This is a genomic window from Nocardia sp. NPDC003183 (genome assembly GCF_053590715.1).
Genome location: NZ_JBSFTG010000005.1, coordinates 1 through 22,776 on the forward strand (window position 1 = coordinate 1; position 22,776 = coordinate 22,776).

At 68.3% G+C, this 22,776-nt stretch carries 21 protein-coding genes and 1 pseudogene; 2 read left to right on the forward strand and 20 right to left on the reverse strand.

Features of this window, described 5'->3' with window-relative positions; all coding sequences use genetic code 11:
- A pseudogene (locus ACWDXS_RS18345) lies at positions 1-94 on the forward strand (TetR/AcrR family transcriptional regulator); the annotation flags it as partial.
- A 64-nt stretch (positions 95-158) separates the two neighbouring features.
- Here ACWDXS_RS18345 and pdxS read toward each other — a convergent pair.
- From pdxS to ACWDXS_RS18410, 13 genes are all read right to left on the reverse strand, one after another.
- Positions 159-1,079, reverse strand: coding sequence for a pyridoxal 5'-phosphate synthase lyase subunit PdxS (gene pdxS / locus ACWDXS_RS18350; protein WP_056810852.1), 921 nt, complete (start codon positions 1,077-1,079; stop codon positions 159-161).
- A gap of 152 nt (positions 1,080-1,231) precedes the next feature.
- Positions 1,232-1,372: a hypothetical protein gene (locus ACWDXS_RS18355; protein ID WP_449967043.1), complete on the reverse strand. Its 141-nt coding sequence runs from the start codon at positions 1,370-1,372 to the stop codon at positions 1,232-1,234.
- 55 nt (positions 1,373-1,427) lie between these two features.
- On the reverse strand, positions 1,428-2,474 hold the full coding sequence (locus tag ACWDXS_RS18360) for an NUDIX hydrolase (protein ID WP_378989132.1): 1,047 nt from the start codon (positions 2,472-2,474) through the stop codon (positions 1,428-1,430).
- Entirely contained in the window at positions 2,474-3,598 is a 1,125-nt protein-coding gene (locus ACWDXS_RS18365; RefSeq protein WP_379312717.1) for a glycosyltransferase family 4 protein, read from the reverse strand. Before ACWDXS_RS18365 ends, ACWDXS_RS18360 begins: the two co-directional genes overlap by 1 nt.
- The gene (locus ACWDXS_RS18370; protein WP_387442739.1) at positions 3,595-4,518 is read right to left on the reverse strand and encodes a phosphatidylinositol mannoside acyltransferase; all 924 of its coding nucleotides are present in this window, start codon (positions 4,516-4,518) and stop codon (positions 3,595-3,597) included. Before ACWDXS_RS18370 ends, ACWDXS_RS18365 begins: the two co-directional genes overlap by 4 nt.
- Positions 4,515-5,186, reverse strand: a complete 672-nt coding sequence (gene pgsA, locus ACWDXS_RS18375) for a phosphatidylinositol phosphate synthase (protein WP_378988934.1) — start codon at positions 5,184-5,186, stop codon at positions 4,515-4,517. The genes ACWDXS_RS18370 and pgsA overlap by 4 nt, the downstream gene beginning before the upstream one ends.
- 5 nt (positions 5,187-5,191) lie before the next feature.
- Positions 5,192-5,746, reverse strand: a complete 555-nt coding sequence (locus ACWDXS_RS18380; RefSeq protein WP_378626868.1) for an HIT family protein — start codon at positions 5,744-5,746, stop codon at positions 5,192-5,194.
- The gene (thrS, locus tag ACWDXS_RS18385; RefSeq protein WP_449967050.1) at positions 5,743-7,806 is read right to left on the reverse strand and encodes a threonine--tRNA ligase; all 2,064 of its coding nucleotides are present in this window, start codon (positions 7,804-7,806) and stop codon (positions 5,743-5,745) included. The genes ACWDXS_RS18380 and thrS overlap by 4 nt, the downstream gene beginning before the upstream one ends.
- Positions 7,807-7,914: 108 nt before the next feature.
- Positions 7,915-8,589, reverse strand: coding sequence for a (2Fe-2S)-binding protein (locus ACWDXS_RS18390; protein ID WP_378988930.1), 675 nt, complete (start codon positions 8,587-8,589; stop codon positions 7,915-7,917).
- Complete coding sequence (locus ACWDXS_RS18395) at positions 8,586-9,077, reverse strand: TIGR02611 family protein (protein WP_379312715.1); 492 nt, start codon at positions 9,075-9,077, stop codon at positions 8,586-8,588. The genes ACWDXS_RS18390 and ACWDXS_RS18395 overlap by 4 nt, the downstream gene beginning before the upstream one ends.
- 44 nt (positions 9,078-9,121) lie before the next feature.
- Positions 9,122-11,347: a SulP family inorganic anion transporter gene (locus tag ACWDXS_RS18400; protein WP_378988926.1), complete on the reverse strand. Its 2,226-nt coding sequence runs from the start codon at positions 11,345-11,347 to the stop codon at positions 9,122-9,124.
- A gap of 220 nt (positions 11,348-11,567) precedes the next feature.
- Entirely contained in the window at positions 11,568-13,802 is a 2,235-nt protein-coding gene (locus ACWDXS_RS18405; protein ID WP_449967055.1) for a SulP family inorganic anion transporter, read from the reverse strand.
- 207 nt (positions 13,803-14,009) lie between these two features.
- Positions 14,010-14,774 carry a tyrosine-protein phosphatase gene (locus ACWDXS_RS18410; protein WP_449967058.1) on the reverse strand — a complete coding sequence of 255 codons (765 nt, stop codon included), beginning with the start codon at positions 14,772-14,774 and terminating at the stop codon, positions 14,010-14,012.
- 254 nt (positions 14,775-15,028) lie between these two features.
- On the opposite strand from ACWDXS_RS18410, the gene ACWDXS_RS18415 reads away from it, so the two are divergent.
- Complete coding sequence (locus ACWDXS_RS18415; protein WP_387442729.1) at positions 15,029-15,823, forward strand: MBL fold metallo-hydrolase; 795 nt, start codon at positions 15,029-15,031, stop codon at positions 15,821-15,823.
- A 3-nt stretch (positions 15,824-15,826) separates the two neighbouring features.
- Here the strand turns inward: ACWDXS_RS18415 and ACWDXS_RS18420 are convergent, their stop codons facing one another.
- The 7 genes from ACWDXS_RS18420 to ACWDXS_RS18450 are packed head-to-tail and all read right to left on the reverse strand — an operon-like array spanning position 15,827 to position 22,772.
- The gene (locus tag ACWDXS_RS18420) at positions 15,827-17,035 is read right to left on the reverse strand and encodes a cytochrome P450 (RefSeq protein ID WP_449967062.1); all 1,209 of its coding nucleotides are present in this window, start codon (positions 17,033-17,035) and stop codon (positions 15,827-15,829) included.
- Complete coding sequence (locus ACWDXS_RS18425) at positions 17,032-18,690, reverse strand: fatty acyl-AMP ligase (RefSeq protein WP_449967065.1); 1,659 nt, start codon at positions 18,688-18,690, stop codon at positions 17,032-17,034. Before ACWDXS_RS18425 ends, ACWDXS_RS18420 begins: the two co-directional genes overlap by 4 nt.
- Before the next feature lie 8 nt (positions 18,691-18,698).
- Positions 18,699-19,436: a thioesterase II family protein gene (locus ACWDXS_RS18430; RefSeq protein WP_449967068.1), complete on the reverse strand. Its 738-nt coding sequence runs from the start codon at positions 19,434-19,436 to the stop codon at positions 18,699-18,701.
- The gene (locus ACWDXS_RS18435; RefSeq protein ID WP_449967071.1) at positions 19,433-20,692 is read right to left on the reverse strand and encodes a cytochrome P450; all 1,260 of its coding nucleotides are present in this window, start codon (positions 20,690-20,692) and stop codon (positions 19,433-19,435) included. Before ACWDXS_RS18435 ends, ACWDXS_RS18430 begins: the two co-directional genes overlap by 4 nt.
- A complete protein-coding gene (locus ACWDXS_RS18440) occupies positions 20,689-21,582 on the reverse strand; it encodes a class I SAM-dependent methyltransferase (protein ID WP_449967073.1) in 894 nt (297 codons plus the stop codon). Before ACWDXS_RS18440 ends, ACWDXS_RS18435 begins: the two co-directional genes overlap by 4 nt.
- Before the next feature lie 2 nt (positions 21,583-21,584).
- On the reverse strand, positions 21,585-21,842 hold the full coding sequence (locus ACWDXS_RS18445; protein ID WP_056810906.1) for an acyl carrier protein: 258 nt from the start codon (positions 21,840-21,842) through the stop codon (positions 21,585-21,587).
- Between the two features lie 12 nt (positions 21,843-21,854).
- Positions 21,855-22,772, reverse strand: coding sequence for an acyl-CoA desaturase (locus tag ACWDXS_RS18450; protein WP_449967077.1), 918 nt, complete (start codon positions 22,770-22,772; stop codon positions 21,855-21,857).
- Positions 22,773-22,776: the final 4 nt, after the last annotated feature.

Consider the following 22,776-nt stretch of genomic DNA (forward strand, 5'->3'; position numbering starts at 1 on the left):
GGCCATCGCCGACCGGGTCGCGAGCGGGCGGATCGAAGTGGCCGAGGCGGTCGACCTGCTCGACGATCTGGCCTGGCGCGGTCTGGCCGGCCGGGCGTCGCGATCGCGACGCCCGCCGAGGCGAATGTTTCAGTGCCCGAACGATATCGGGCCCATGATCACCAGCCGCGCTCGGCCAGACGGTGCGGCTGCGGGATCTCTTCGACGTTGATGCCGACCATGGCCTCGCCCAGGCCACGCGAGACCTTGGCCAGCACGTCCGGGTCGTCGTAGAAGGTGGTGGCCTTGACGATGGCGGCGGCGCGCTGTTCGGGGTTGCCGGACTTGAAGATGCCCGAGCCGACGAACACACCTTCGGCGCCGAGCTGCATCATCATGGCGGCGTCGGCGGGGGTGGCGATGCCACCGGCGGTGAACATGACGACCGGGAGCTTGCCGGTCTGCGCGACCTCGCGAACCAGCTCGTACGGGGCCTGCAGTTCCTTGGCGGCCACGAACAGCTCGTCCTCGGACAGCGAGGTCAGGCGACGGATCTCGCCGCGGATGGTACGCATGTGGGTCGTCGCGTTGGACACGTCACCGGTGCCCGCCTCGCCCTTGGAGCGGATCATGGCCGCGCCCTCGGTGATGCGGCGCAGGGCCTCGCCCAGGTTGGTGGCGCCACAGACGAACGGGACGGTGTAGTTCCACTTGTCGATGTGGTTGGCGTAGTCGGCGGGGGTGAGCACTTCGGACTCGTCGATGTAGTCCACGCCCAGGCTCTGCAGGATCTGCGCCTCGACGAAGTGGCCGATACGGGCCTTGGCCATGACCGGGATGGAGACCGCGGCGATGATGCCGTCGATCATGTCCGGGTCGCTCATCCGGGACACGCCACCCTGGGCGCGGATGTCGGCGGGCACCCGCTCGAGCGCCATCACGGCCACGGCGCCGGCGTCTTCGGCGATCTTGGCCTGCTCGGCGTTGACCACATCCATGATCACGCCACCCTTGAGCATCTCGGCCATGCCGCGCTTCACGCGGGCGGTGCCGACGGTGTTGGTGGTCTCAGGCGTAGTCACGAATGTCTCCTGTGTCATGGGCGCCAATCAAGTCGCTCGGATTCGGTTCACCGTCGATTCTAGAGCTGCCCGAAATCGGCCTTCATAGCCAGTTGAGCACCACTGGCCTTGTCACGACCAGCGGTGATGTGTTCACCGCGCACCGCTGGCCTTGTCCGATGGCCTGGCATTCACCGTGCCACGGCTCCGACCGCGTCCGCCACGGGGCCGCGCCATGCCCGGTCGACCAGCACGATCACCGCCGCGACGGCCGCCGCACCGGCGGCGCACCACAGCGCCGCGACCGGAGTCCGCGCGCGATCGACGGCCACGCCGACGAGGCGGCATCGAGCGAATCATGGCCCGGGTACTGTCCCCCGCTGGGCCTCAGCGGATCGAGCGGACCACGTGCTGGGTGTCGTCTTCAGCCGCGGAAACGGCTTCGGTGAGGAGTTCGTCGAGGTGGTACGGGTAGACGGCCTCGCCCGCGTCGTCGAGTGCGCGGATGTCGTCGGCGGAGCACCAGCGGTGGTCGGTGATCGTGCGGCGCTCCAGGGCGGTCAGGTCCGCCGGGCGCCATTCGAAGCCCGGCGAACGCAGGCTGAAGAACAGTTCCTCGGAGCGGATCAGCTCGCCGTTGAACGGGAACACCGCGACCCGCCGCCACAGCGGACCGCGCAGCGCGGCGGGATCCACCCGCTGCCCTGTTTCCTCGTAGATCTCGCGCACCGCGGCGTCGCGCAGGCTCTCCCCCGGTTCGACGCCGCCGCCCACGGTGAACCAGAAGGCCACCTCGGGGATCATCGGGTCGTGACCACGCAGCAGCAGCACGCGGTTGTGCTCGTCGAGCAGCATCACCCGGGCGGAGGTGCGGGTGGTGTGCACGGTGAGGCCGGTGGCGGCGGCGGGCGTCGCGCGTTCGGTGATCTCGAAATAGGTCGGCAGCGGCGCGGTACCGCCGAGGTGCAGGATGCGCACGGGCCTGCGGGTGCGCAGCGCCAGGGTGTCGCGCACGGCGTCGTTGTGGAAGCGCCGGGCGATCAGCACGCGCGCCTCGGCGTCGGCGAGTTCGGCCACCAGCTGCGGTCGCAGGTGGTCGATGTCGACGAGCGACAGCGCGGCGGAGAGCTGGTTCTCGATCGTTTCCCGGTCACCGCGATCGGCGCGTTCGGCCCGATCGGCGAGTGTGGCGAGCTGGGTGGCCCGTTCGGCCCGGCGGGGATCGGTGCTCACCGGACCGGCCTCCGACATCGCCACCGCGCGAGCCACCACCGCCCGGCGGGCGAGCGCGGCATCGAGTGCCTGCCAGGACTGATCGGAGCGCACGTGCAGCCGGTCGAGCCGGTTCGCCGTGGAGTAGGCCCACACGCCGAGGGCCAGGACGAGCAGGGCGATCAGCCCGAGAACGAGGACGGTGGTCGCGGAGAAGGTGATCATCCGGCGGCCCGGACGCGGTTGTCGCCGACGGTGACGGTCTCGTACACCCGCAGGATCTGTTCGGCCACGACCGGCCAGTCGTAGCCCGCGACCACCTGGGTCGCGGTGCTGACCAGACGCGTCCGCGTCTCGTCGTCGGTGAGGAGCGTGTCGATGGCGGTGGCCAGCGCGTCGGAGTCACCGATCGGGGTGAGCATGCCCGCGGTCCCGTCGCGCAACACGCGACGGAAGGCGTCGAGTTCGCTCGCGACCACCGGGGTGCCTGCCGCCATCGCCTCGATCAGGATGATCCCGAAACTCTCGCCACCGAGGTTCGGCGCGACGTACACGTCGGCACTGCGCAGCGCGGCGGCTTTCTCCTCGTCGGAGACCTGTCCGAGGAACCGCAGATGCCCCGCGTGCTCCCCGGCTTCACGGCGCAACCGATCCTCGTCACCGCGCCCGACGATGAGGATCTCCACGTCGGGATGGTGGTCGATGAGCGCGGGCAGCGCGCCGAGCAGCACGTCCATGCCCTTGCGCGGTTCGTCGTAGCGACCGAGGAACAGCACGGTGCGGCCCGCGCGCGGGTATCCGTCGAGTGGCTCACCGCGCGCGAACGCGGACACATCGACACCGTTGGGGATCTCGACCGCGTCGGATCCCAGCGCCTCGACCTGCCAGCGCCTGGCCAGCTCCGACACGGCGATCCGCCCACTGATCTTCTCGTGATACGGGCGAAGCACACCCTGAAAAGTACTGAGTACCAACGACTTCGTGGTCGAGGTGTGGAAGGTCGCCACGATCGGGCCCTCGGCGATCTTGAGCGCCAGCATCGACAGGCTCGGGGCGTTGGGTTCGTGGATGTGCAGCACGTCGAAGTCGTTGCTGTCGATCCAGCGCCGGATCCTGGTGTAGGCCATGGGGCCGAACGACAAGCGCGCCACCGACCCGTTGTAGGGAATCGCCACCGCGCGACCCGCCGAGACGACGAAATCGGGCAGCGGGGTGTCGTCGGAGGCGGGGGCGAGCACGCTCACCTTGTGCCCGCGTTCGATGAACACCCGGGCCAGTTCGACCACATGGGCCTGCACGCCGCCGGGGACGTCGAACGAATACGGGCAGATCATGCCGATCTTCACGGCTGCCCTCCCGCCTGCTGCGCGGTGATCCGCGACAGTCGTTCGGGCGACAGATCGCCTTCCCAGAGCGGTTGCAGCATGTGCCAATCGGCCGGATGCTCGGCGATATTGGCGGCGAACCGGTCGGCGAGTGCCTGCGTCGCGGCCGCCACCCCACCGGAAACATCCAGGGCCGGTTCGGCTTTCAGCCCCCAACCTTCGGTGCCGTCCTCGTCGACAGTGAACCAGCCGTGCACGGGAACCAGCGCGGCGCCGGTCTCGATGGCCAGTTTCGCGGCACCGCCGGGCATCCAGGTGCGCTCACCGAAGAAGTCGACGGGCACGCCCTTGCCGGTGAGGTCGCGTTCGCCCATCAGGCACACGATCCGGTTCTGGCGCAGGCGTTCGGCGAGCGCGGCGAACGGCGGCTGCTCGCCACCGGTCAGCGGGAACACCTCGAAACCGAGGCTCTCGCGGTAGGCCACGAACCGCTCGAACAGCGATTCGGGCTTCAGCCGTTCGGCCACGGTGGTGAAGTTGTCGTAGTGCTGCACCAACCAGACACCGGCCATGTCCCAGTTACCCGAGTGCGGCAGCACCAGGATGAGGCCGCGGCCCTGCTCGAGCGCGGCGTCGACGTTCTCCAGACCACCGACGTAGTAGTCGATCTTCGTGTGGTCCATCGACGGCAGGCGGAACGCCTCACGCCAGTAGCGGGCGTAGGAGCGCATGCTCGCCCGCATCAGGTCGCCGGGGACCTGGTCGGCGGGCACACCGAGAACGCGAGCGAGGTTGCGGCGCAGCTGTTCCGGCCCGCCGCCGCGCACCGAACGATCGGCGCCGAGGTCGAAGACCTTGCGCGCCAACCCTTCCGGCGCCGAACGCACGAGGCCCCAGCCTGCGGCGTAGCCCCAGTCGCTCAACCGATCCGTGAGGCTCACGAGGCAGATCCCGCGTCCGGCTGCGGCGTCGGCGGAATCACCACGCGGGCGCCCGGCGAATTGCGCACCGCCAGCACCCGCTGGAACACCGTCACGATGCTCAGCACCGCCAGCACCCACATCGCCACGTACACGGCCCAGGTGAGCCAGTCGAGCCCCCAGTGCCCGCCGATGCCGGTGAGCCCGGCGCCGACCAGCACGATGACCAGACGGTCCGGGCGTTCGATGAGCCCACCGTCGGCGGACAGGCCGCTGGCCTCCGCACGCGCCTTGGCGTAGGAGATCACCTGCGAGGTGACCAGCACGATCAAGGTCAGCGCGAACAGGTGCTTGCTGTGCTCGTGATAGACGGCCCACCAGGCGAGTCCGCCGAAGATCGCGCCGTCGGCCACCCGGTCACAGGTGGCATCGAGGACGGCGCCGTACTTCGTGCCGCCGCCGCGGGCGCGCGCCATCGCACCGTCGAGCATGTCGAACATGACGAACAGCCAGATGACCATCGTTCCCCAGAACAGGTGTCCGGAGGGGAACAGCGTCACCGCGGCCGCGATCGTCGCGGTGGTGCCGATCAGGGTCATCGCGTCCGGGGTGAGCCCCGTCCCGACGAGCGCTTTGCCCAGCGGCGCAGTCGCTTTCGCAAACGTCTGGCGGCCGAAGAAGCTGAGCACGGTCCTTATTCCTCCCACGCCTCCGCCAGCAGCTGCCGCGTGTCGCGCAACAACTGAGGCATCACCTTCACCCCGCCGACCACGGTGATGAAGTTCGCATCCCCGCCCCAGCGCGGCACGATGTGCTGGTGCAGGTGGTCGGCGAGCGAACCACCGGCCACTCCACCGAGATTGAGACCCACGTTGAATCCGGCAGGCCGCGAGACCTGCTTCATCACGCGGATGGCCCGCTGCGTGAAGGCCATCAGTTCCGCGCTCTCGGCGGTCGTGAGGTCCTCCAGGTCGGCTACCCGGCGGTAAGGCACCACCATCATGTGCCCTGGGTTGTACGGGTACAAGTTGAGCACGGCGTAGACATTCTCGCCGCGGGCGATGATCAGGCCGTCTTCGTCCGACATCTTGGGGATATCGGTGAACGGATGCCCGGTCGCGTCCTTGGGCTTGACCTCGCCGGTGATGTAGGACATCCGGTACGGCGTCCACAACCGCTGCAGGCGGTCGGGCTGGCCGGCCCCGGCGTCGACGATCGAGCCGGCCTCGGGGGCGAGGTTCTCGCTCATGCCTGAACCGCCGCGGAGACGACCTCGAACCCCTCGGCGGTGGGTGAGGCGTTCACGCGGTGGGCGACCCAGGTGGTGATGGTGGCGACCGCGTCGGCGACCGGCACACCGTTGACCTGGGTGCCGTCGCGGAACCGGAAGCTCACCGCGTTCGCTTCCACGTCACGCGCGCCCGCCAGCAGCATGAACGGCACCTTCTGCGCGGTCTGGTTGAAGATCTTCTTCTGCATCCGGTCGTCGCTGCGGTCCACCTGGGCCCGCACGCCGGCGTCGCGCAGCCGCTCGATCACCGAATCCAGGTGCGGCGCGAAGTTCTCCGCCACCGGGATGCCGACGACCTGTACCGGCGAGAGCCAGGCCGGGAAAGCACCGGCGTAGTGCTCGGTGAGCACGCCGAAGAAGCGTTCGATCGAGCCGAACAGGGCGCGGTGGATCATCACCGGGCGCTGCTTGGTGCCGTCGGAGGCGGTGTACTCGAGGTCGAACCGATCGGGCAGGTTGAAGTCGAGCTGCACGGTCGACATCTGCCAGGTGCGACCCAGCGCGTCCTTGACCTGCACGGAGATCTTCGGACCGTAGAACGCGGCGCCACCGGGGTCGGGTACCAGGTCGAGGCCGGATGCCTCGGCGACCTTCTCGAGGGTTTCGGTGGCCTCGGCCCAGAGTTCGTCCGAGCCCACGTACTTCTTCGGGTCCTTGGTGGACAGCTCGAGGTAGAAGTCGTCGAGGCCGTAGTCCTTGAGCAGGCCGAGGACGAACTGCAGGGTGCTGGTGAGCTCGGCGTGCATCTGCTCTTTGGTGCAGTAGATGTGCGCATCGTCCTGGGTCATGCCACGCACGCGGGTCAGGCCGTGGATCACGCCGGACTTCTCGTAGCGGTACACCGAACCGAACTCGAACATCCGCAGCGGCAGCTCACGGTAGGAACGACCGCGCGCGCCGAAGATCAGGTTGTGCATCGGGCAGTTCATCGGCTTGACGTAGTAGTCCTGGCCGGGCTTGCGGACGGTGCCGTCCTCGTTGAGCTCGGCGTCGAGGTGCATGGCCGGGAACATGCCGTCCTTGTACCAGTCGAGATGGCCCGAGATCTCGTACAGATGCCCCTTGGTGAGGTGGGGGGTGTTGACGAACTCGTAGCCCGCGTCGACGTGGCGCTGACGCGAGTACTCCTCCATCTCCTTGCGGATGATGCCGCCCTTGGGGTGGAACACCGGCAGACCTGAACCGAGCGCGTCGGGGAAGGAGAACAGGTCCAGTTCGAGGCCCAGCTTGCGGTGATCGCGGCGCTCGGCCTCGGCCAGCAGCTCCAGGTAGGCGTCCATCGCCTCGGTGGATTCCCACGCGGTGCCGTACACCCGCTGCAGGTCCTCGCGGTCCTGGTCGCCACGCCAGTAGGCGGCCGAGGAGCGGGTGAGCTTGAACGCGGGGATGAACTTGGTGGTGGGAATGTGCGGGCCGCGGCACAGATCGCCCCACAGCTTCTCGCCGGTGCGCGGGTCGAGGTTGTCGTAGATGGTCAGCTCGTTGCCGCCGACCTCCATGATCTCGGGATCGTCGATGCCGGACTTGTCACTGATCAGCTCGAGTTTGAACGGCTCGTTCGCCAGTTCGACGCGGGCATCGTCGATCTCCACGACGCGCCGCGAAAAGCGTTGCGCGCCTTTGATGATCTTCTTCATCCGCGATTCCAGCTTGGCCAGATCCTCGGGGGTGAAGGGCTTGTCGACCTGGAAGTCGTAGTAGAAGCCGTCCTTGATCGGCGGGCCGATCCCGAGTTTCGCGTCGGGGAACTCCTGCTGCACCGCCTGGGCCAGCACGTGCGCGGCCGAGTGCCGGATCACGCTGCGCCCGTCCTCGCTGTTCGCGGGGACCGGCTCGACGTCGGCGTCGTCCTCCGGAATCCAGGACAGATCCTTGAGCGCGCCGTCGACATCGCGCACGACCACGACGGTGTCGGGGCCCTTGGTGGGCAAACCCGCCTCCCGTACCGCCGCGCCCGCCGTAGTCCCGGCCGGCACTCGAACGAGGGCGACTGGACTGATGGGTGCAGAGGTGGTCACGGGGATGCTCTCCTTGACTTCGGTGCCGGGTCGATCCGGCAGTTCTCGCAGGGTCCTTCCCGCGCCCGCCCATGCTATCGGGAGCGCGCGTGGGCCGTGTCGATGGACCTAGGAGGTCCGAGCGCGCGCGGCGGCGGCCAGGTGTTCGGCTCGGTCGGCGGGCGAGCGTTTCGGGCAGCTCGTGCACATCTCGCGGCCGGGCGCCTCGAAGACCAGGCAGCACGAGGCGCGGCGGACGAAGGTGCGGCCCGCGACGGTGACGAACCGCGGTGCGGGCAGGCGCGCGCCCACGTCGGCGGCCAGCCTGGTCGCCGCGTCCGGGGAGCCCGCGTCCAACGCCCGGTTGCCGATGGCATCGGCGACAACCGCCCACAGCGCCGGAATCCCGGCCCCCGACACCGCCGCGACCTGGGTGATCACGGCGGTCAGGGTGTCACGCAAGGCGGCAGCGACCTCGTCCGCCGCTGCCGCACCGGTCTCGCCACCTACGTCCGAGCGCACGGAACGGCCGGTCGCATCGACCGGCACCCGGTGGAACTGCGCGTGTTCGACACCACCGTCGGGCCGGACCACGCACTCGAATTCGCCCAGGGCGGCGACCGGGGCGGGCGTGCCCGCCGCGTAGGCGACGGCGATCTGCTCGACCAGCGTCGAGGCGACCATGCACCACCACAGGGTGCCCGCGACCCGGGGAACATCGGTGCCCCAGGTATGGCTCATCGCGTCGATCCGCGCCGCGATCCAGGCGGGGTCGGTGAGGACGTGGCCGGGAACAGTGCTCACGACATCAGGGGACTGTGTAACCATGGCCAATCGACTCCGATCCACCCTGCGACCATCGAAAATGTACCGAGCAGCCACAACGTCACGAGGACGAGGGCGAAGGTGCCCACCGCGCCGAGCACCTTGATGAACCAACCGCGCGAGGTGTACCAGTCCATGACGATCCGGTACTTGCCGCGCACCCAGGTCAAGGTGTGGTGGGCCCAGACGAACTCGGTGGCCAGGATGCCGAATCCCGCGAACACCAGCGCCCAGCCGGGTCCGGGGTACGGGATCGTGACGATCCCGACGAGCAGGACCAGCCCACCGACCACGCCGACGACGATGCGGTAGCCGAGGTCGAGGGTAGGGCGCTGGGCGATGTGTGCCCGGAAGGCGCGCCCGCGTTCCTTCAACCCGTCCCACCGCTCCGGCTCGGCCGTGGACTCCTCGTCCGCGGAGTCGGGGCCGTCGGTGACGCGCTCGGCGGCGGTCGGATCGCTGGTCATGATTTCCAGACTACGAGTCCGACCGCCGACCGGTCGCGGTGTCGTCAGCCGGTGACGGCGAGTGCGGCGTGATCGTCGATCGCGCTGACCCCGTCGAGCGTCACCTCGAGCACCCGCGAGGTCGCGATGTCGAAGAACAGCCCCGACACCGCCAATCCGCGCTCGGTCACCGCCCGGCGCACCGCGGGATTACGCCCCAGGGTCTCCAGCTGCACGGCGACATTGACCATGCTCAGCTGGTCCACCTCGTCGTACCCGGCCGCCCTGGCCGCCTCGGCCACGGGATGGCCCGCGAGGAACCGCTCCAACGTCGGCTCGGCGTGGCGCAACCACGAGCTCAAGCCGCCTTCGGTGGCGGCGGCGGAGTGCACCGCCTTCATCGCACCGCACGAGGAGTGCCCGCACACCACCACCGAGCGCACCGCGAGGCTGTCCAACGCGAAACTCAGTGCCGCTTCGACGGAATCGTCACCGCTGACCGGGACCAGATTGCCCACATTGCGCACGGTGAACAGGTCGCCGGGACCGCTGTTGGTGATCACGTTGGGCACGATCCGCGAATCCGAGCAGGTCAGGAAGAACGAGTCCGGGTCCTGACTGTCGTGCAGCCCGTCCAGATGCGATCGCACGACGTGCGCGTGGCCGCGATGGTAGGCCGCGACGCCCGCGGTCACCGCGTCGCCGCCGGACTTCTGGTGCCGCCACGGACCCAGTATCTCGTCGATGGCGGCGCGACCGAATCCGCGGATCGGCGGCGCGGCCGGGGTATCGGCCATCCGCGCACTGCCGATTTCGACGAAATCGACACGGCCACCGCCGCTTTCCTGCTGACGCTGCCACTCCTCGATCGCCTCGAACGCGGCGTGATCGAGGAAGTCGACGGTCATCTCGACGGTCACCTCGGCGCCCGCGGGTACCTTCGCCAGCTCGCCCGACAGTTTCGGCAAGGCGAGGAAGGTGCACGAGCCGTCGATATGGACCTGCCAGCGCCCGTCGGGCAACGGGGTCGCCGCCACCTGCACGCGCACGACCCGCCACAGCAGCAGCCCGAACGCCAGGGCGAGGCCGATGACCACGCCTTCGAGCAGGTTGGTGAACACCACGCCGAGCACGGTCACCACATAGACCAGTAGGTCACCGGTGCGCCGGGCCAACCGGATGTGGGCCAGTTTCAGCAGCTGCATGCCGATGACGATGAGCAGACCCGCCAGCGCGGCCTTGGGGATCTGCTCCACCAGGCCGACCAGCGCCACCGAGAACAGCAGAATCCAGAGTCCGTGCAGCACGGTCGATGCCCTCGTGCGCGCGCCCGCCTGCACATTGGTGGCGCTGCGCACGATCACACCGGTGATCGGCAGGCCACCGACCAGGCCCGAGACGACATTCGCCGTGCCCTGGCCGATGAGTTCCCGATCGAATCCGGTGCGCGGACCGGTGTGCATCTTGTCGACCGCGACGGCCGAGAGCAGGCTCTCCACACTGGCGATCAATGCGATGGTCAGCACCATCATGGCGACGGCGGACCAGTTGCCCGAGGGCAGTTCCGGCAGGCCGAGCGCGTCGAAGACCGACCCGCTCAGGGCGATGCGCTCGACCTCGGGCAGACCGAGCGAGAGCACGGTGCCCACCAGCACCGCGACCAGCGGGCCCGGCACCGCGCGCAGCTTCGGCGGGACGTACTTCCAGCCGAGCATCACCGCGATCACCACGGCGCCGACGAGCGCGTCACTACCGTGCAGCGCGAGCAGCTGTCCGGGGAGTTCGATCAGGTTGCGCAGCGCGGTGCTGTGCGAGGAGCCGCCGAGCAGCACGTGGACCTGCTGCAGGGCGATGGTGATGCCGATGCCGGCCAGCATGGCGTGGACCACCACGGGGGCGACGGCGAGCGCGGCCCGCGCGATCCGGCTGAGCCCGAACAGGATCTGCAGCACACCGGCGGCGACGACGATGAAACAGGTGACGCGCCAACCGAATTGCGAGATGGACTCGGCGACGACCACGGTCAGACCCGCGGCGGGACCGCTGACCTGCAGGACCGAGCCGCCGAGCAGGCCCGCGACCACACCACCGATCACGGCGGCGACGAGACCGGCGGCGATCGGCGCGCCGGAGGCGACCGCGATGCCGAGTGAAAGCGGCAGTGCCACCAGGAAAACCACGATGGAGGCGGGCAGATCGTGACGCAACAGCGTCTGTTGCCACGCGGGGCGGGACGACTCGTTCGACGAGCCGTCCGCGTGGGGCGGGGCAAGGTCGTTCTCGACAGACATTGACTCTCCTTCGCCGGCTCCCGGCGCTGGGCCGAGGCCGATCATCACGAGGACGGTGAAGCAAAGGGACGGGAGCATCGAAGGATCCGGTGCAACGGCGAACCGGGTTCGGATGGATCCAACCTATTAGTAAAGAATTGGCAAAGCCAGTGTGCCGCACACATAGTGGGTCTCGCCATAACGGCAGGCAGTGTGTGGTGTGACCCACAACTACCCCGCTTTACACCGGTTCGGCGGCGGCCCGACGGGCCTCGTCGAAGTCGGCGATCCCGTCGGCGGTGATCTCGATGACCCGCGCGGTCGCCAGGTCGAAGAACAGCCCCGACACCGCGACCCCGCGCTCCTGGATGCCACTGCGCACCGCCGGATAGTCGATCAGGGTCTGCACCTGCCGGGCCACGTTCACCATGCCGAGTTGGTCGACCGGGCCGAAGCCCGCCAGCCTGGCGGCCTCGGCGACGGGGTGACCGGCGTGGAACGCCGCCAGCGTGGGCTGAGCATGGGCCAGCCAGTCGTCGAGTCCGGGCCCGGCCTGCACCTGCCCGTACAGCGCTTCCATCGCCCCGCAGCCGCTGTGCCCGCACACCACCACCGAGCGCACGTCGAGCTTGTCGAGCGCGTAGATCAGCGCCGCTTCCACCGAGACGTCGGAGCCGCCCACCGGCACCAGATTGCCGACATTGCGCACCGTGAACAGGTCGCCGGGACCACTGTTGGTGATCACATTGGGCACGATGCGGGCGTCGGCGCAGGCCAGGAAGAACGTGTCGGCATCGGGCCGGTGCCGCAACCCGTCCAGGTGCGGGCGCATCAGGTGCGCGTGCTGGCGATGGTAGGCCGCGATGCCCGCGGCGATCGGGTCGACGCCGCCGCTGCGCCGCCACGGCCGGATCGCCTCGTCGACCGCTTTGCGCGCGTGGCCGTGCTCGGGCGGTCCGTCGTGGGTGCGGGCCATCCTCGCGGCACCGAGTTCGACGAAATCGACGGTGCTACCGCCGGATTCACGGGCGTCGGCCCATTCCGAGAGCAACTCGCACGCCGCGTGGTCGAGGAAGTCCACGCTCAGTTCGACGGTCACGTCCACACCCGCAGGCACCTTCGCCAGTTCGGACGTGAGCCGGGGCGCGGCCAGGAAAGTGCAGGTGCCCGCGATGCGCACCAGCCAGGTCCCGTCCTCGCGCGGGGCCGCGGCGATGGTGAACTTCACGACCCGCCACAGCAGCAGCGCGAAGGAGGCGACCAGTCCGATCAGCATGCCCTGCAACAGGTTCAGCGCGACCACGGCGATCACGGTGACCAGGTAGACGTAGATGTCACCGGTGCGGCGGGCACGTTTGATGTGCGCCAGCTTCACCAGCTGCACCCCGATCAGCACCAGCAGCCCGGCCAGCGCCGCTGTCGGAATCTGGCGGACCAGACCGACCAGCACGATCGCGAACACCAGGATCCAGCCACCGTGCAGCACGGTGGCCGCCCGGCTGCGGGCGCCCGCGTTGGCGTTGGTGATACTGCGCACGATGACCGCCGCGATCGGGAGGCCGCCCAGCACGCCGGAGACCATGTTCGCCGCACCTTGGCCGAGCAGTTCCCGGTCGAAGTCGGTGCGCTGATCGGGGCGCAATTTGTCGACCGCGACAGCCGAGAGCAGCGTCTCCACACTGGCGATGAGGGCGATGGTGAGCATGGTGAGCGCGATCGGCAGCCACCCGCCGTGCGGCAGCGCGGGCAACCCGATGCCGTCGAGCAGTGAGCCGTCGAGGCGCACCCGTTCCACCGTCACCGGCAGCACCAGCGAAACCACCGTCGCCGCCACCACCGCGACGAGCGGGCCGGGCACCACCCGTACCCGGCGCGGCAGATACTGCCATCCGATCAGTACGGCGATCACGAGCAGCCCGACGAACAGGTCGCCCTTCTGCACCGACATCACCTGATGCGGGAGCGCGACGATGCTCGCCCACGGCGAGCTGACCGTCGCTCCGCCGAGCAGGACGTGGACCTGCTGCAGCGCGATCACCACTCCGATGCCGGCGAGCATCGCGTGCACCACGACCGGCGCGATGCCCAGCGCGGCGCGCGCGATCCGGCTGAGCCCGAACAGAATCTGCAGGACACCCGCGCCGACCGTGATGAAACACATAGCAGCCCAGCCGAATTGCTGAACGGCTCCCGCCACGACGACGGCGAGACTCGCCGTCGGCCCGCTGACCTGAACCTTCGAGCCGCCGAGCAACCCGGCAACCACCCCGCCGACAGCGGCGGCGATGAGCCCGGCGACCACCGGCGCACCGGAGGCCAGTGCGACGCCGAGCGACAGCGGCAGGGCCACGAGGAAGACCACGAGTGACGCTGGAAGATCTTGCTGGAGAACAGCTTTCATAGACGTGCACGACATCGGGCGCGCCGTGGCGATGGTAGTGGTCGTAGTAGTGCCCGGATCATTGTCGGTCATCATTCTCCTTCGCCGGGGCGGGTGAGCTCCCGGTTCATCGGTCGAACATGCACTGGCAATTGATGCTGAGCTGCGAGCGAACGGCGGATCTGCAGCACTGCTCGAAGAGATCGGACCCCAGACACAGAGTCGGGTTAATAGTAAAGAACTTCCCAAGCATTAGAAAACGTTCTGGGAAGAATGGGACGGAATCGCCGTCGTTCTGTGACCTCAGTCACAGAGCAGGTTCTCGGCGAGACGCCGTTGCGTCGCCTGGTCGAGACCGGCACGGGTCGCCCACGCGGTGGGGCCACCGTGCTCGGTGTCCAGGTGGGTCAGGAACTGGCGCATGGTGATCGCGTCAGCGGCGAACACCCAGGCGGGGAGCCGATCGGCCGCGCCGTCCGGTCGGGCAGGCCGGCCGTCGCGAGCCCGCAGCGCGGCGATGTTCGGGGTGGTCGCGGCGTAGTCGGCGATGATGTCGTCCGCGCGTACCCCGGCGACCGCGAGCAGTAGGGCGATCACCACCCCGGTCCGATCCTTGCCCGCGGCGCAGTGGATCAGCGCGGGCAGTTGGCCGGGAACCGAGAGCAGACGCAGCACCGCGGCGATGTTCTCGCTGCTGTGCTCGAGGTACTCGCAGTACCGGTCGAACATGCTCCCGTCGGGCGAGACCTCGGTGAGGTCGAGCCGCACCCGGTCCGCGCCGTAGACGTGCAGGTTCCGGTAGTCGGCGACGGCATCGACCACCGCACCCGTTCCGTCCGTGACGATCTCGTCCGGCGCGCGCAGGTCGACGACCGTGCGCAGTCCACAGTCGGTGAGCAGAAACGCCACGTCCCCGGCATCCAGCCGGGTGAGCAGATCCGACCGAAACACCCGCAAGCGACGCACCTGCCGCCCGTCCACCGTGCGCAATCCACCCAGATCGCGCGCGTTCACCGCACCGCGCAGCGGCAATTCCCGGCCCATCGCAGAACTCACACCGTTGGTCATCACAATCCCCGTTCTCACTTTTCGCAGCACCTGCTGCCAAACATTGATCAACGGTATTCGGTGCCGAGCATCCCCCATTCCGAAATCCGCTCTCCCCGAAGGAGCTTCCGACTATTTGCGCAGGTCAGAACCCTTCATACGTCGATTCGATCGCGAAATACGATGGACGGATCGAAATATTCGATACGAGTCGGCGGCAGCCGTTCTCATCGATACCGTCGGCACGAAAACTCCCGTGTCGAAAGGTATGTCGCATGCACCTGACAATCGTCGGAAATCGAGCCGGTATGCCCGCCGACGGCGCAGCCAGTTCGGGCTATCTGGTCGAAACCGGCCAGTCGAGAATTCTGCTCGACTGTGGTCCCGGGGTCGCGGTGATGCTCGGCAATTACCTGCACGCGAGCCTGCTCGACGCGGTGGTGATCAGCCACCTGCATCTGGATCACTGCTACGACGTGCTGCCCATCGGCAAGCAGGCGATGCGCAGAGCCCCCGACGCCCCGGACCGCCGGATCAAGCTGTTCGTGCCGAAAGGCGCTCGCGCGAGACTGGATCAGCTCGCCGCGCTGTTCCCGGTGAAGACCTTCCCCGACCTGAATCGGGCGTTCGACCTGGCCTATGAGGTCATCGAGTACGAGCGCGGCGCTACCTACCCGCTCACCGATTGCAGCATCGAACTGGTGCCCATGGTGCACACCGAACCCGCCTGCGGGATCCGGATCGAAAGCCCTACCGGCAGTATCGCGTTCACCGGCGACACCGGCTGGAACGACAACCTGGTCGCGCTCGCCGCCGATGTCGACATCTTTCTTGCCGAGTCCACCCTCGCCGAGCCGGATCACACAGCTCACGGCCATCTGTGCGCCACCGAGGTCGGGCGGGCCGCCGCGGCCGCGGGTGCGCGCTCGGTGGTACTGACCCATCTCGGCTCGGCGCAGCCGCAATGGCAGCAGGCTCGACGCGACGACGTGGCCGCGGAGTTCGACGGGCCCGTACACCTGAGCCGACCCGGCATGCGGTTCTCGGTGCCCGCCGAACAGCCGAGCTGAGCCCTACACCGCGACCGTCAATGTCGCGAGGCCGCGCAGGTTGATCCGGCCGTTCCAGGTCTGGTCGACCACCGCGGCCTCGGGAAAGCGGGTCACGAAGCGCGGGAACACGATCCGGGCTTCCATCCGGACCAGGGCGGCGCCGAGGCAGTGGTGGATGCCCGCGCCGAGCGAGACGTTCTGGTGCGCGTTCGGCCGGTCCAGACGCAATTCGTCGGCGTCGGGGCCCCAGAATTCCGGGTCCCGGTTGGCGGCGGCCAGCGCGCCGATCACCCAGCTGCCCGCCGGGATCTCGTGCTCGCCGACGCGCAACGGTGTGACGGTGATCCGGCGCATCAGGTGCACCGGGGTGTCGAAACGCATCAGCTCGTCGACGGCGCTCACCGCCAGGTCGGGCTCGTTCCGCAGCCGCCGCGCCTGGTCCGGATGCTGCAGCAGCGAGCGGATTCCGCTGCCGAGGTGGGTCACCGTGGTCTCGTGGCCCGCGATGTAGAGGAACATCACCTGCGAGATCAGCTCGTCCTCGCTGAGCATGTCGCCGTCGTCCTCGGCGCTGATCAACGCGGAGAGCAGGTCGTCGCCGGGGGTGGCGCGCTTCCAGCGGATCAGCTCACGAACCATGCCGAACAGTTCCTGGTTGGCGGCTCTGATCAGTTCCTGGGTCTCGGCGCTCGCGAACGGCTCGAACACCAGCACGATGATCGCGGTCAGCTCGCGCAGGCGGGTGTGCTCGCCGACGGGAATACCGAGCATTTCCGAGATGATGGTGAAGGGCAGTGGAAAGGCCAGTTCGGCGATGACATCAGTGGTGCCCGCGGCGGCGATCCGGACCAGTGCCTCTTCGACGAGTTCCTCGACGCGCGGCTGCAGCGATTCGATGGCCCGCGGTGTGAAGGCCTTCGACACCAGCCGCCGCAGGCGGGTGTGGTCGGGCGGGTCCTGGTCCAGCATCGACAGCCCGCCCATCACCCGGCTCTCCTTGCGGACCTCGGCACTGCCGCTCTTCCACGCGGGCAGATGCCGCAGGTGCGCCTCGTCGACCGAGTGCGCCGAGCGCTGTAGCGCGGCCACATCGGCGTGCCGGGCGATGATCCAGAAACCGAGCGGATGTTGCTGCGCGGGTCCCGCGGCCTGCAGCTGGGCGTAGTGCGGATAGGGGTCGTCGATGAATCCCGGTGCGGTGGGATCGAAGACGTAGGTCTCGGTGCTCATTCCAGGTACCGCTTTCTCGCTGCTGCTCGCATGATCTTTCCGCTGCTCGTCTTCTGCACGGTGTTCGGCGCGGCGAGCACCACGTCCGCCACGGCGAGTTCGTGCTCCTGCGTCACCGCCGCCCGGATGGCCCCCACGATGTCGTCGGCATCGGCATCGGCATCGCGCTCGAGCTCCTGGACGACGACCAGCTTCTCGCCGTCGCGCCCCGGTACCGCGAACGCCGCGCCGCTGCCGGGTCGCAGCGCCGGGTGCGCGCGGGCCACGGTGTGCTCGATGTCGTGCGGGTAGTAGTTGCGGCCCCGGATGATGATCATGTCCTTGAGCCGGCCCACCACATACAGTTCGTCGTCGACGATCAGGCCGAGGTCACCCGTGCGCAGGTAGGCGCGCTCGGCATCGTCGGCGATGCGAGCTTGGAAGGTCGCGGCGCTCACCTCGGGCAGGCCCCGATAGCCCTGGGCCACATGGTCACCCGCTACCCAGATCTCGCCTGCCCGATCCGGCGGGCAGGGCTCGCCCGTCTCCGGGTCGACGATGCGCAGCGACTCACCCGGCAGTACCACTCCCGAGCCGACGAGCGTGCGCCCCTGATCCGCGGTGGCCGCGACGTAGCGCCGGTCGGCGAGCGCGTCGATATCGGCGTCCAGCAATCGCGGACCGCGACCTTTCCCACTGGCCGACACCAGCAGGGTGGCTTCCGCGAGCCCGTAGCACGGGAAGACCGATTGGGCGCTGAAACCCAGTGGGGCAAAGGTTTTGGCGAACCTGTCCAGGGTCTCGGCCCGGATCGGTTCGGCGCCGTTGAAGGCGACCTTCCAGGAACTCAGGTCGAGATCGGGCAGCTCGCCCGCCGCCGCGCGCGCGACACAGGCATCGAAGGCGAAGTTCGGGCCGCCGCTGGTGTGCGCGCGATAGCGCGAGATGGCCTCCAGCCACCGCAGCGGCCGCCGGATGAACGTGGTGGGCGACATCTGGATACACGTGGCGCCCACATACACCGGTTGCAGCACATTCCCGATCAGGCCCTGGTCATGGAAGAAGGGCGCCCAGCCGACGACGGTGGATTCACGGTCGTGGCCGAAACTGTGCCGGATCATCTCCTCGTTGGCCACCAGGTTTCGATGCGTGACCATCACACCCTTGGGCGCGGAGGTCGACCCGGAGGTGTACTGCAGGAACGCCACGGAATCCGGATCGAGGACCTCCGGCACGAAAGCAGTTTCCGCCGTGGGCAATTCGTCGACGGCCAGCCACTGGCGAGCCGTGCACACCGGTTCGAGCACCGATCGCAGGGGCTCGAGCACCGCGCCGATCGTCAGCACGGCCGTGGGCGCGCAGTCGGTGACGACAGCGCGGGTCGAGTCCTGAACCTTGCCGCGGCGCGGCGGATTCACCGGCACCGCCACGATGTTCGCGTAGAGGCAGCCGAAGTAGGCGGTGATGAACTCGACGGACTGCCCGAAGACCAGCAGGGCGCGATCGCCCGGCTCGCACCGCTCGCGCAGCAGGCTCGCCACCGCCATCGCCGCGTCGTGGAGTTCGCGATAGGTCGTGGTGGTGTGCTCGGCACCGTTGTCGTCGAGGAAGATGTAGGCGATGCGGTCCGGCTCGTCGACGGCGCGACGCGCGAGGATGTCGGGAAGAAGCTGCACGTCGGTCCTCAGGTCAGGGCGGCGGTCATGATCGCCGCGATCGCCGCGCGGTGTCGATGGTGGAACAGGTGGTCACCGGTGAACTCGTGCGTGGCGAACGGGCCGTCGGTCAGTGCGCCCCAGGCCCACACCTCGTCCGGATCGGCGATCGGGTCCTCGGTGCCGTAGAAGGTCGTGATCGGGCAGCTGAGCCGGGGCTGCGACCGGTGGCTGTACTCCTCCGACAACTCCAGGTCCGCCCGCGTCAGCGGCAGCGCGTACCGCAGGAAGCTCGCGCTGCGGCCCGCCGCGCCCCACGCCCCCATCGCGGCCATCGCGTCGGCGAATTCGTTGTCGGGCAGGCGATGCAGGACCGCGCGACTCGCCGCCAGGTGCGGTGCCCGGCGACCGGACACGAACAGGTGGATCGGCGCCCGATCGGCGAGGGTCAGCGCGCGAGCCAGTTCATAGGCGATCAGCGCGCCCATGCTGTGGCCGTAGATCGCCACCGGCGTTTCACCCGATTGTGTTATCTGGCCGGTCAATTCGTCGACCGCGTCGCCGACCCGGCGCAGCGGCGGCTGCTGCGCGACGTCCTCGCGGCCGGGGAGCTGGACGCGGACCACCCCGATCTCGGGGCCGAACAGGTCGGGCCAGCGGTTGAACGACGACGCCCCGGCGCCCGCGTGCGGAATACACACCAGTCGTACCGCGGCGGGCGCGGTGTCACTGCGCAACCACGATTTGACCAGTCCGGTGCCGGTCATGATGCCCGCCGCACATCGACGGGAAGGCTCTTCAGACCGCGCACGATGAAACTGTGGTCCTGCCACTCGAGTTCCGCCGACCGTGATTCCAGGTACTGCGAGCGGACGAACAGGTACTCGAAGGCGACCTGAGCCTGTAGTTCGGCGAGCAATCCGCCGAGACAACCGTGCATACCGTGGCCGAAGCCCAGATGTCCACCGCCGGTGCGGGTCAGGTCGAACTCGTCGGGCCGGGTGAAGACGTCGGGGTCGCGGTTGGCCGCGCCGAGGCACACCAGGATCTGCTCGCCCGCCGAGATCCTGGTCCCGTCGAGCTGGATATCGCGGGTGGCCAGGCGTTTGGTCAACTGCAGCGGCGGGTCGTAGCGCAGTGCCTCGGTAACCGCCGCCTCGACCGACTCCGGTCCGCGACGCAGCAGCGCCGCCTGCTCGGGATTACGCAGCAGGGCGAGTGTGCCGTTGCCGATCAGCGATTTGGTGGTTTCGTTGCCCGCGACGAAGCACATGATGCAGACGAACACCAGTTCCTCGTCGGACAGCACATCCCCGCCCCCGGTCCGCGCGGCGAGCAACTGGCTGATCAGATCGGTGCCAGGCCGGGCTCGTCGCTCGGGCAACACGGCGTCGATGGCGGCGGCGAACTCCTCGACCACCGCGCAGACCCGCTCGAAGTCCCCGGCTTTCATCATCCCGGGTTCGAGCAGGAATCGGATGTCGTGGGTCCACGGCCCGACTCGGCCGCGCAACTCCTCGGGCAGGTCCATCCACTCACACAGCACCGCGACCGGCAGCGGCGCGGCCAGATCGGCGATCACATCGAAGCCACCGTCGCGCCAGGCCCGCTCCATCAGATCGCCGGCGACCCGGGTCACCAGCGGTCGCAGCGATTCCACCGACCGGGCGGTGAATACCCGGTTCACCAGTCCGCGCAGGCGCGCGTGATCGGGATTGTCGGTGAACACCAACGACTTACGCCCGAGACGTTCGATCTGCTCGACGCTGCAATGGCCGAGCCGCTCGGCCTGCCGGGTCACCAGGCTGGGGATCAGCCCGGCGCTGAACGAGCGATCGTGCAGTACGCCGCGCACCTCGGCGTGCCGGGTGAGCACCCACATGCCGAGCGTGCGGTGCACCGGTTCGACCTCACGCAACTGCTGGTAGATCGGGTACGGGTCGTGCCGGAATTCGGCGCTGAACGGGTTGAACCGCACCCGGGTCCGGGCGGGCGCGACGGGATCGGACGACTGCGTGGTCATGCCGACCGCACCGGATGGTCGGTGAAGAATCCGCTGCGATAGGGCACCAACACCAATCGCAGCAGGCCGATCTTGCCCATCCGGAAACCGAGCGCCGACAGTTTCAGGTAGCGCGCGTAACGCGCGACCACGTCGGCGCCGACGAGCTCGGTGGCCTCGGCACGGTTCGCGCGCAGCCTGCGCGCCCACTGCTCACACGTCCAGGCGTAGTCGAGACGACCGTTGCTGATCGAACGCACCTCGAACAGTCCCTCGGCCGCGGCGGTGATCTCGGCCAGGGTCGGCAGGTCGGCGTCGGGGAAGATCTCCTGCTGCATGAAGACGCTGGCCTGATCGCGAGACATGTTCGCGTAGGCGATCGTCTGCAACGACAGCGTGCCGTCGGGCTCGAGCCAGTCCCGGCAGCGGGTGAAGAAGTCCCGGTACACGCCGATCTTCTGTTCCGGCGAGTCGTCGGGGGTGGCGAAGTGCTCGAAGGCGCCGATCGAGATGATGCCGTCGAATCGGGTGTCCGGCTCGTAGTGCACCCAGCTCTCGGTCCGCACTTCGACGCCGGGGTAGGCGCGCGAGCGGACGAACTCGGCCTGCTCGGGGCTGAGCGTGAGCCCGACGGACCTGGCGACCCCGGCTTTTGCCGAGCGTTCGAGGATCGCGCCCCACCCGCAGCCGATGTCGAGGACCGAGGTGGCATGCTCGGCGTCGATCGCGTCCAGGTGGTATCGCAGTTTGCGGTCCTGGGCGAGTTCCAATGTGTCATCGGGATTTTCGCGCAGGGCGCAGGAGTAGGACAGCGACTCGTCGAGCCAGAGGCGATAGAAGTCGTTACCCGCGTCGTAGTGATGACGGATCGCTGCGGCGGCCGCGGTGGACCGCTCGGTATGGACCGACATCGCTACCCCACACTCCGCCGGCTCTGCTCGTGCAGGTAGGCGGCGACGGCGTCGAGGTTGGGGTTGTCGAACAGGTCCTCGGGCGCCAGATCGACGCCGTAGCGGTCCTCGACCTCGATGAGCAGCGCCACGGCCAGCGCCGAGTCGATGCCGAGGCGATCGAAGTCGGTGGCCGGGTCGATGGTGGCGGCCGGTACCTCGAGCAGACTCGCGAGGTATTCCTGGCACCAGGTGACAATGGCTTCTTTACTCGTATCCATGGTGAGAATTCCTTAGATTCGCTTGGCTGCCATGCGTTCGGCGGAGGGCATTTTCAGGTCCCAGGCGAGACCACAGAATGCCAATGTTCGGATGAGCCAGAAACCGGGATCGAGGCGATACCAGTCCAGCCCGAAAGAGGGCGACTCGGGAAAGGCATGGTGATTGTTGTGCCACGACTCCCCCAGCGTCGCCAGGGCGAATACACCGCCGTTGTGGCTGTTCTCGCGGGATTCGTAGCGGCGGGTCCCGAACATGTGCAGGAAGGAATTGATCGCCCACACGATGTGCTCGAGCACGAAGATGCGCACCAGCCCCCCCCAGAGCAGACCGGAAACGGCACCGGTCCAGCTCATCGTGACCAGGCCGCCGATCACGGTCGGGATCAGCAGCCCGAGCCCCACCCAGTAGTAGTAGAGGCGGGCGATCCGGACCAGGTTCCGGTCCTTGATCAGATCGGGCGCGTAGTGCACCACGTTCGGGTACTCGTGGCGGCGCATCCACAGGAAATGCGAGTGGGCCAGGCCGCGCAGCGCCCCAACCAGGCCGTCACCGGCGAGGTTGGGCGAGTGCGGGTCGCCTTCGCGGTCGCTGTACTCGTGGTGACGTCGGTGCAGCGCGACCCAGGAGATGACCGGGCCCTGGCCCGCCATCGACCCGAGAACCGCCAGCACCCACGTCACCCACGGCGCCGCCTTGAACGTGCGGTGGGTGAACAGCCGGTGGTAGCCGACGGTCACACCGAGTCCGGTGAGCAGCCACATCCCGAAGATCAGGGCGAATTCCAGGACACCGAAGGGCCGGACCAGCAGGAAGGCGAAAGCTACGACGGTGCCGATGATCGGGAGAATATCGAACAGCAGGAAGTGTCGTCGTTGCAGTCGATGAATATAGGGACTACTGATCGTTTTCCTGCGCGGATCGGGATTCATTGCT

What these genes read in the sequence shown, in the direction of transcription:
- ACWDXS_RS18380 (WP_378626868.1), bottom strand. Translation starts at nt 5,746, where the DNA reads ATGAGCGAGAACCTCGCCCCCGAGGCCGGCTCGATCGTCGACGCCGGG.
- ACWDXS_RS18450 (WP_449967077.1), bottom strand. Translation starts at nt 22,772, where the DNA reads ATGAATCCCGATCCGCGCAGGAAAACGATCAGTAGTCCCTATATTCAT.
- ACWDXS_RS18410 (WP_449967058.1), bottom strand. Translation starts at nt 14,774, where the DNA reads ATGACCAACGGTGTGAGTTCTGCGATGGGCCGGGAATTGCCGCTGCGC.
- ACWDXS_RS18430 (WP_449967068.1), bottom strand. Translation starts at nt 19,436, where the DNA reads ATGACCGGCACCGGACTGGTCAAATCGTGGTTGCGCAGTGACACCGCG.
- pdxS (WP_056810852.1), bottom strand. Translation starts at nt 1,079, where the DNA reads ATGACACAGGAGACATTCGTGACTACGCCTGAGACCACCAACACCGTC.
- ACWDXS_RS18395 (WP_379312715.1), bottom strand. Translation starts at nt 9,077, where the DNA reads ATGACCAGCGATCCGACCGCCGCCGAGCGCGTCACCGACGGCCCCGAC.
- ACWDXS_RS18440 (WP_449967073.1), bottom strand. Translation starts at nt 21,582, where the DNA reads ATGTCGGTCCATACCGAGCGGTCCACCGCGGCCGCCGCAGCGATCCGT.
- ACWDXS_RS18445 (WP_056810906.1), bottom strand. Translation starts at nt 21,842, where the DNA reads ATGGATACGAGTAAAGAAGCCATTGTCACCTGGTGCCAGGAATACCTC.
- ACWDXS_RS18405 (WP_449967055.1), bottom strand. Translation starts at nt 13,802, where the DNA reads ATGATGACCGACAATGATCCGGGCACTACTACGACCACTACCATCGCC.
- ACWDXS_RS18420 (WP_449967062.1), bottom strand. Translation starts at nt 17,035, where the DNA reads ATGAGCACCGAGACCTACGTCTTCGATCCCACCGCACCGGGATTCATC.
- ACWDXS_RS18435 (WP_449967071.1), bottom strand. Translation starts at nt 20,692, where the DNA reads ATGACCACGCAGTCGTCCGATCCCGTCGCGCCCGCCCGGACCCGGGTG.
- ACWDXS_RS18415 (WP_387442729.1), top strand. Translation starts at nt 15,029, where the DNA reads ATGCACCTGACAATCGTCGGAAATCGAGCCGGTATGCCCGCCGACGGC.
- ACWDXS_RS18400 (WP_378988926.1), bottom strand. Translation starts at nt 11,347, where the DNA reads ATGTCTGTCGAGAACGACCTTGCCCCGCCCCACGCGGACGGCTCGTCG.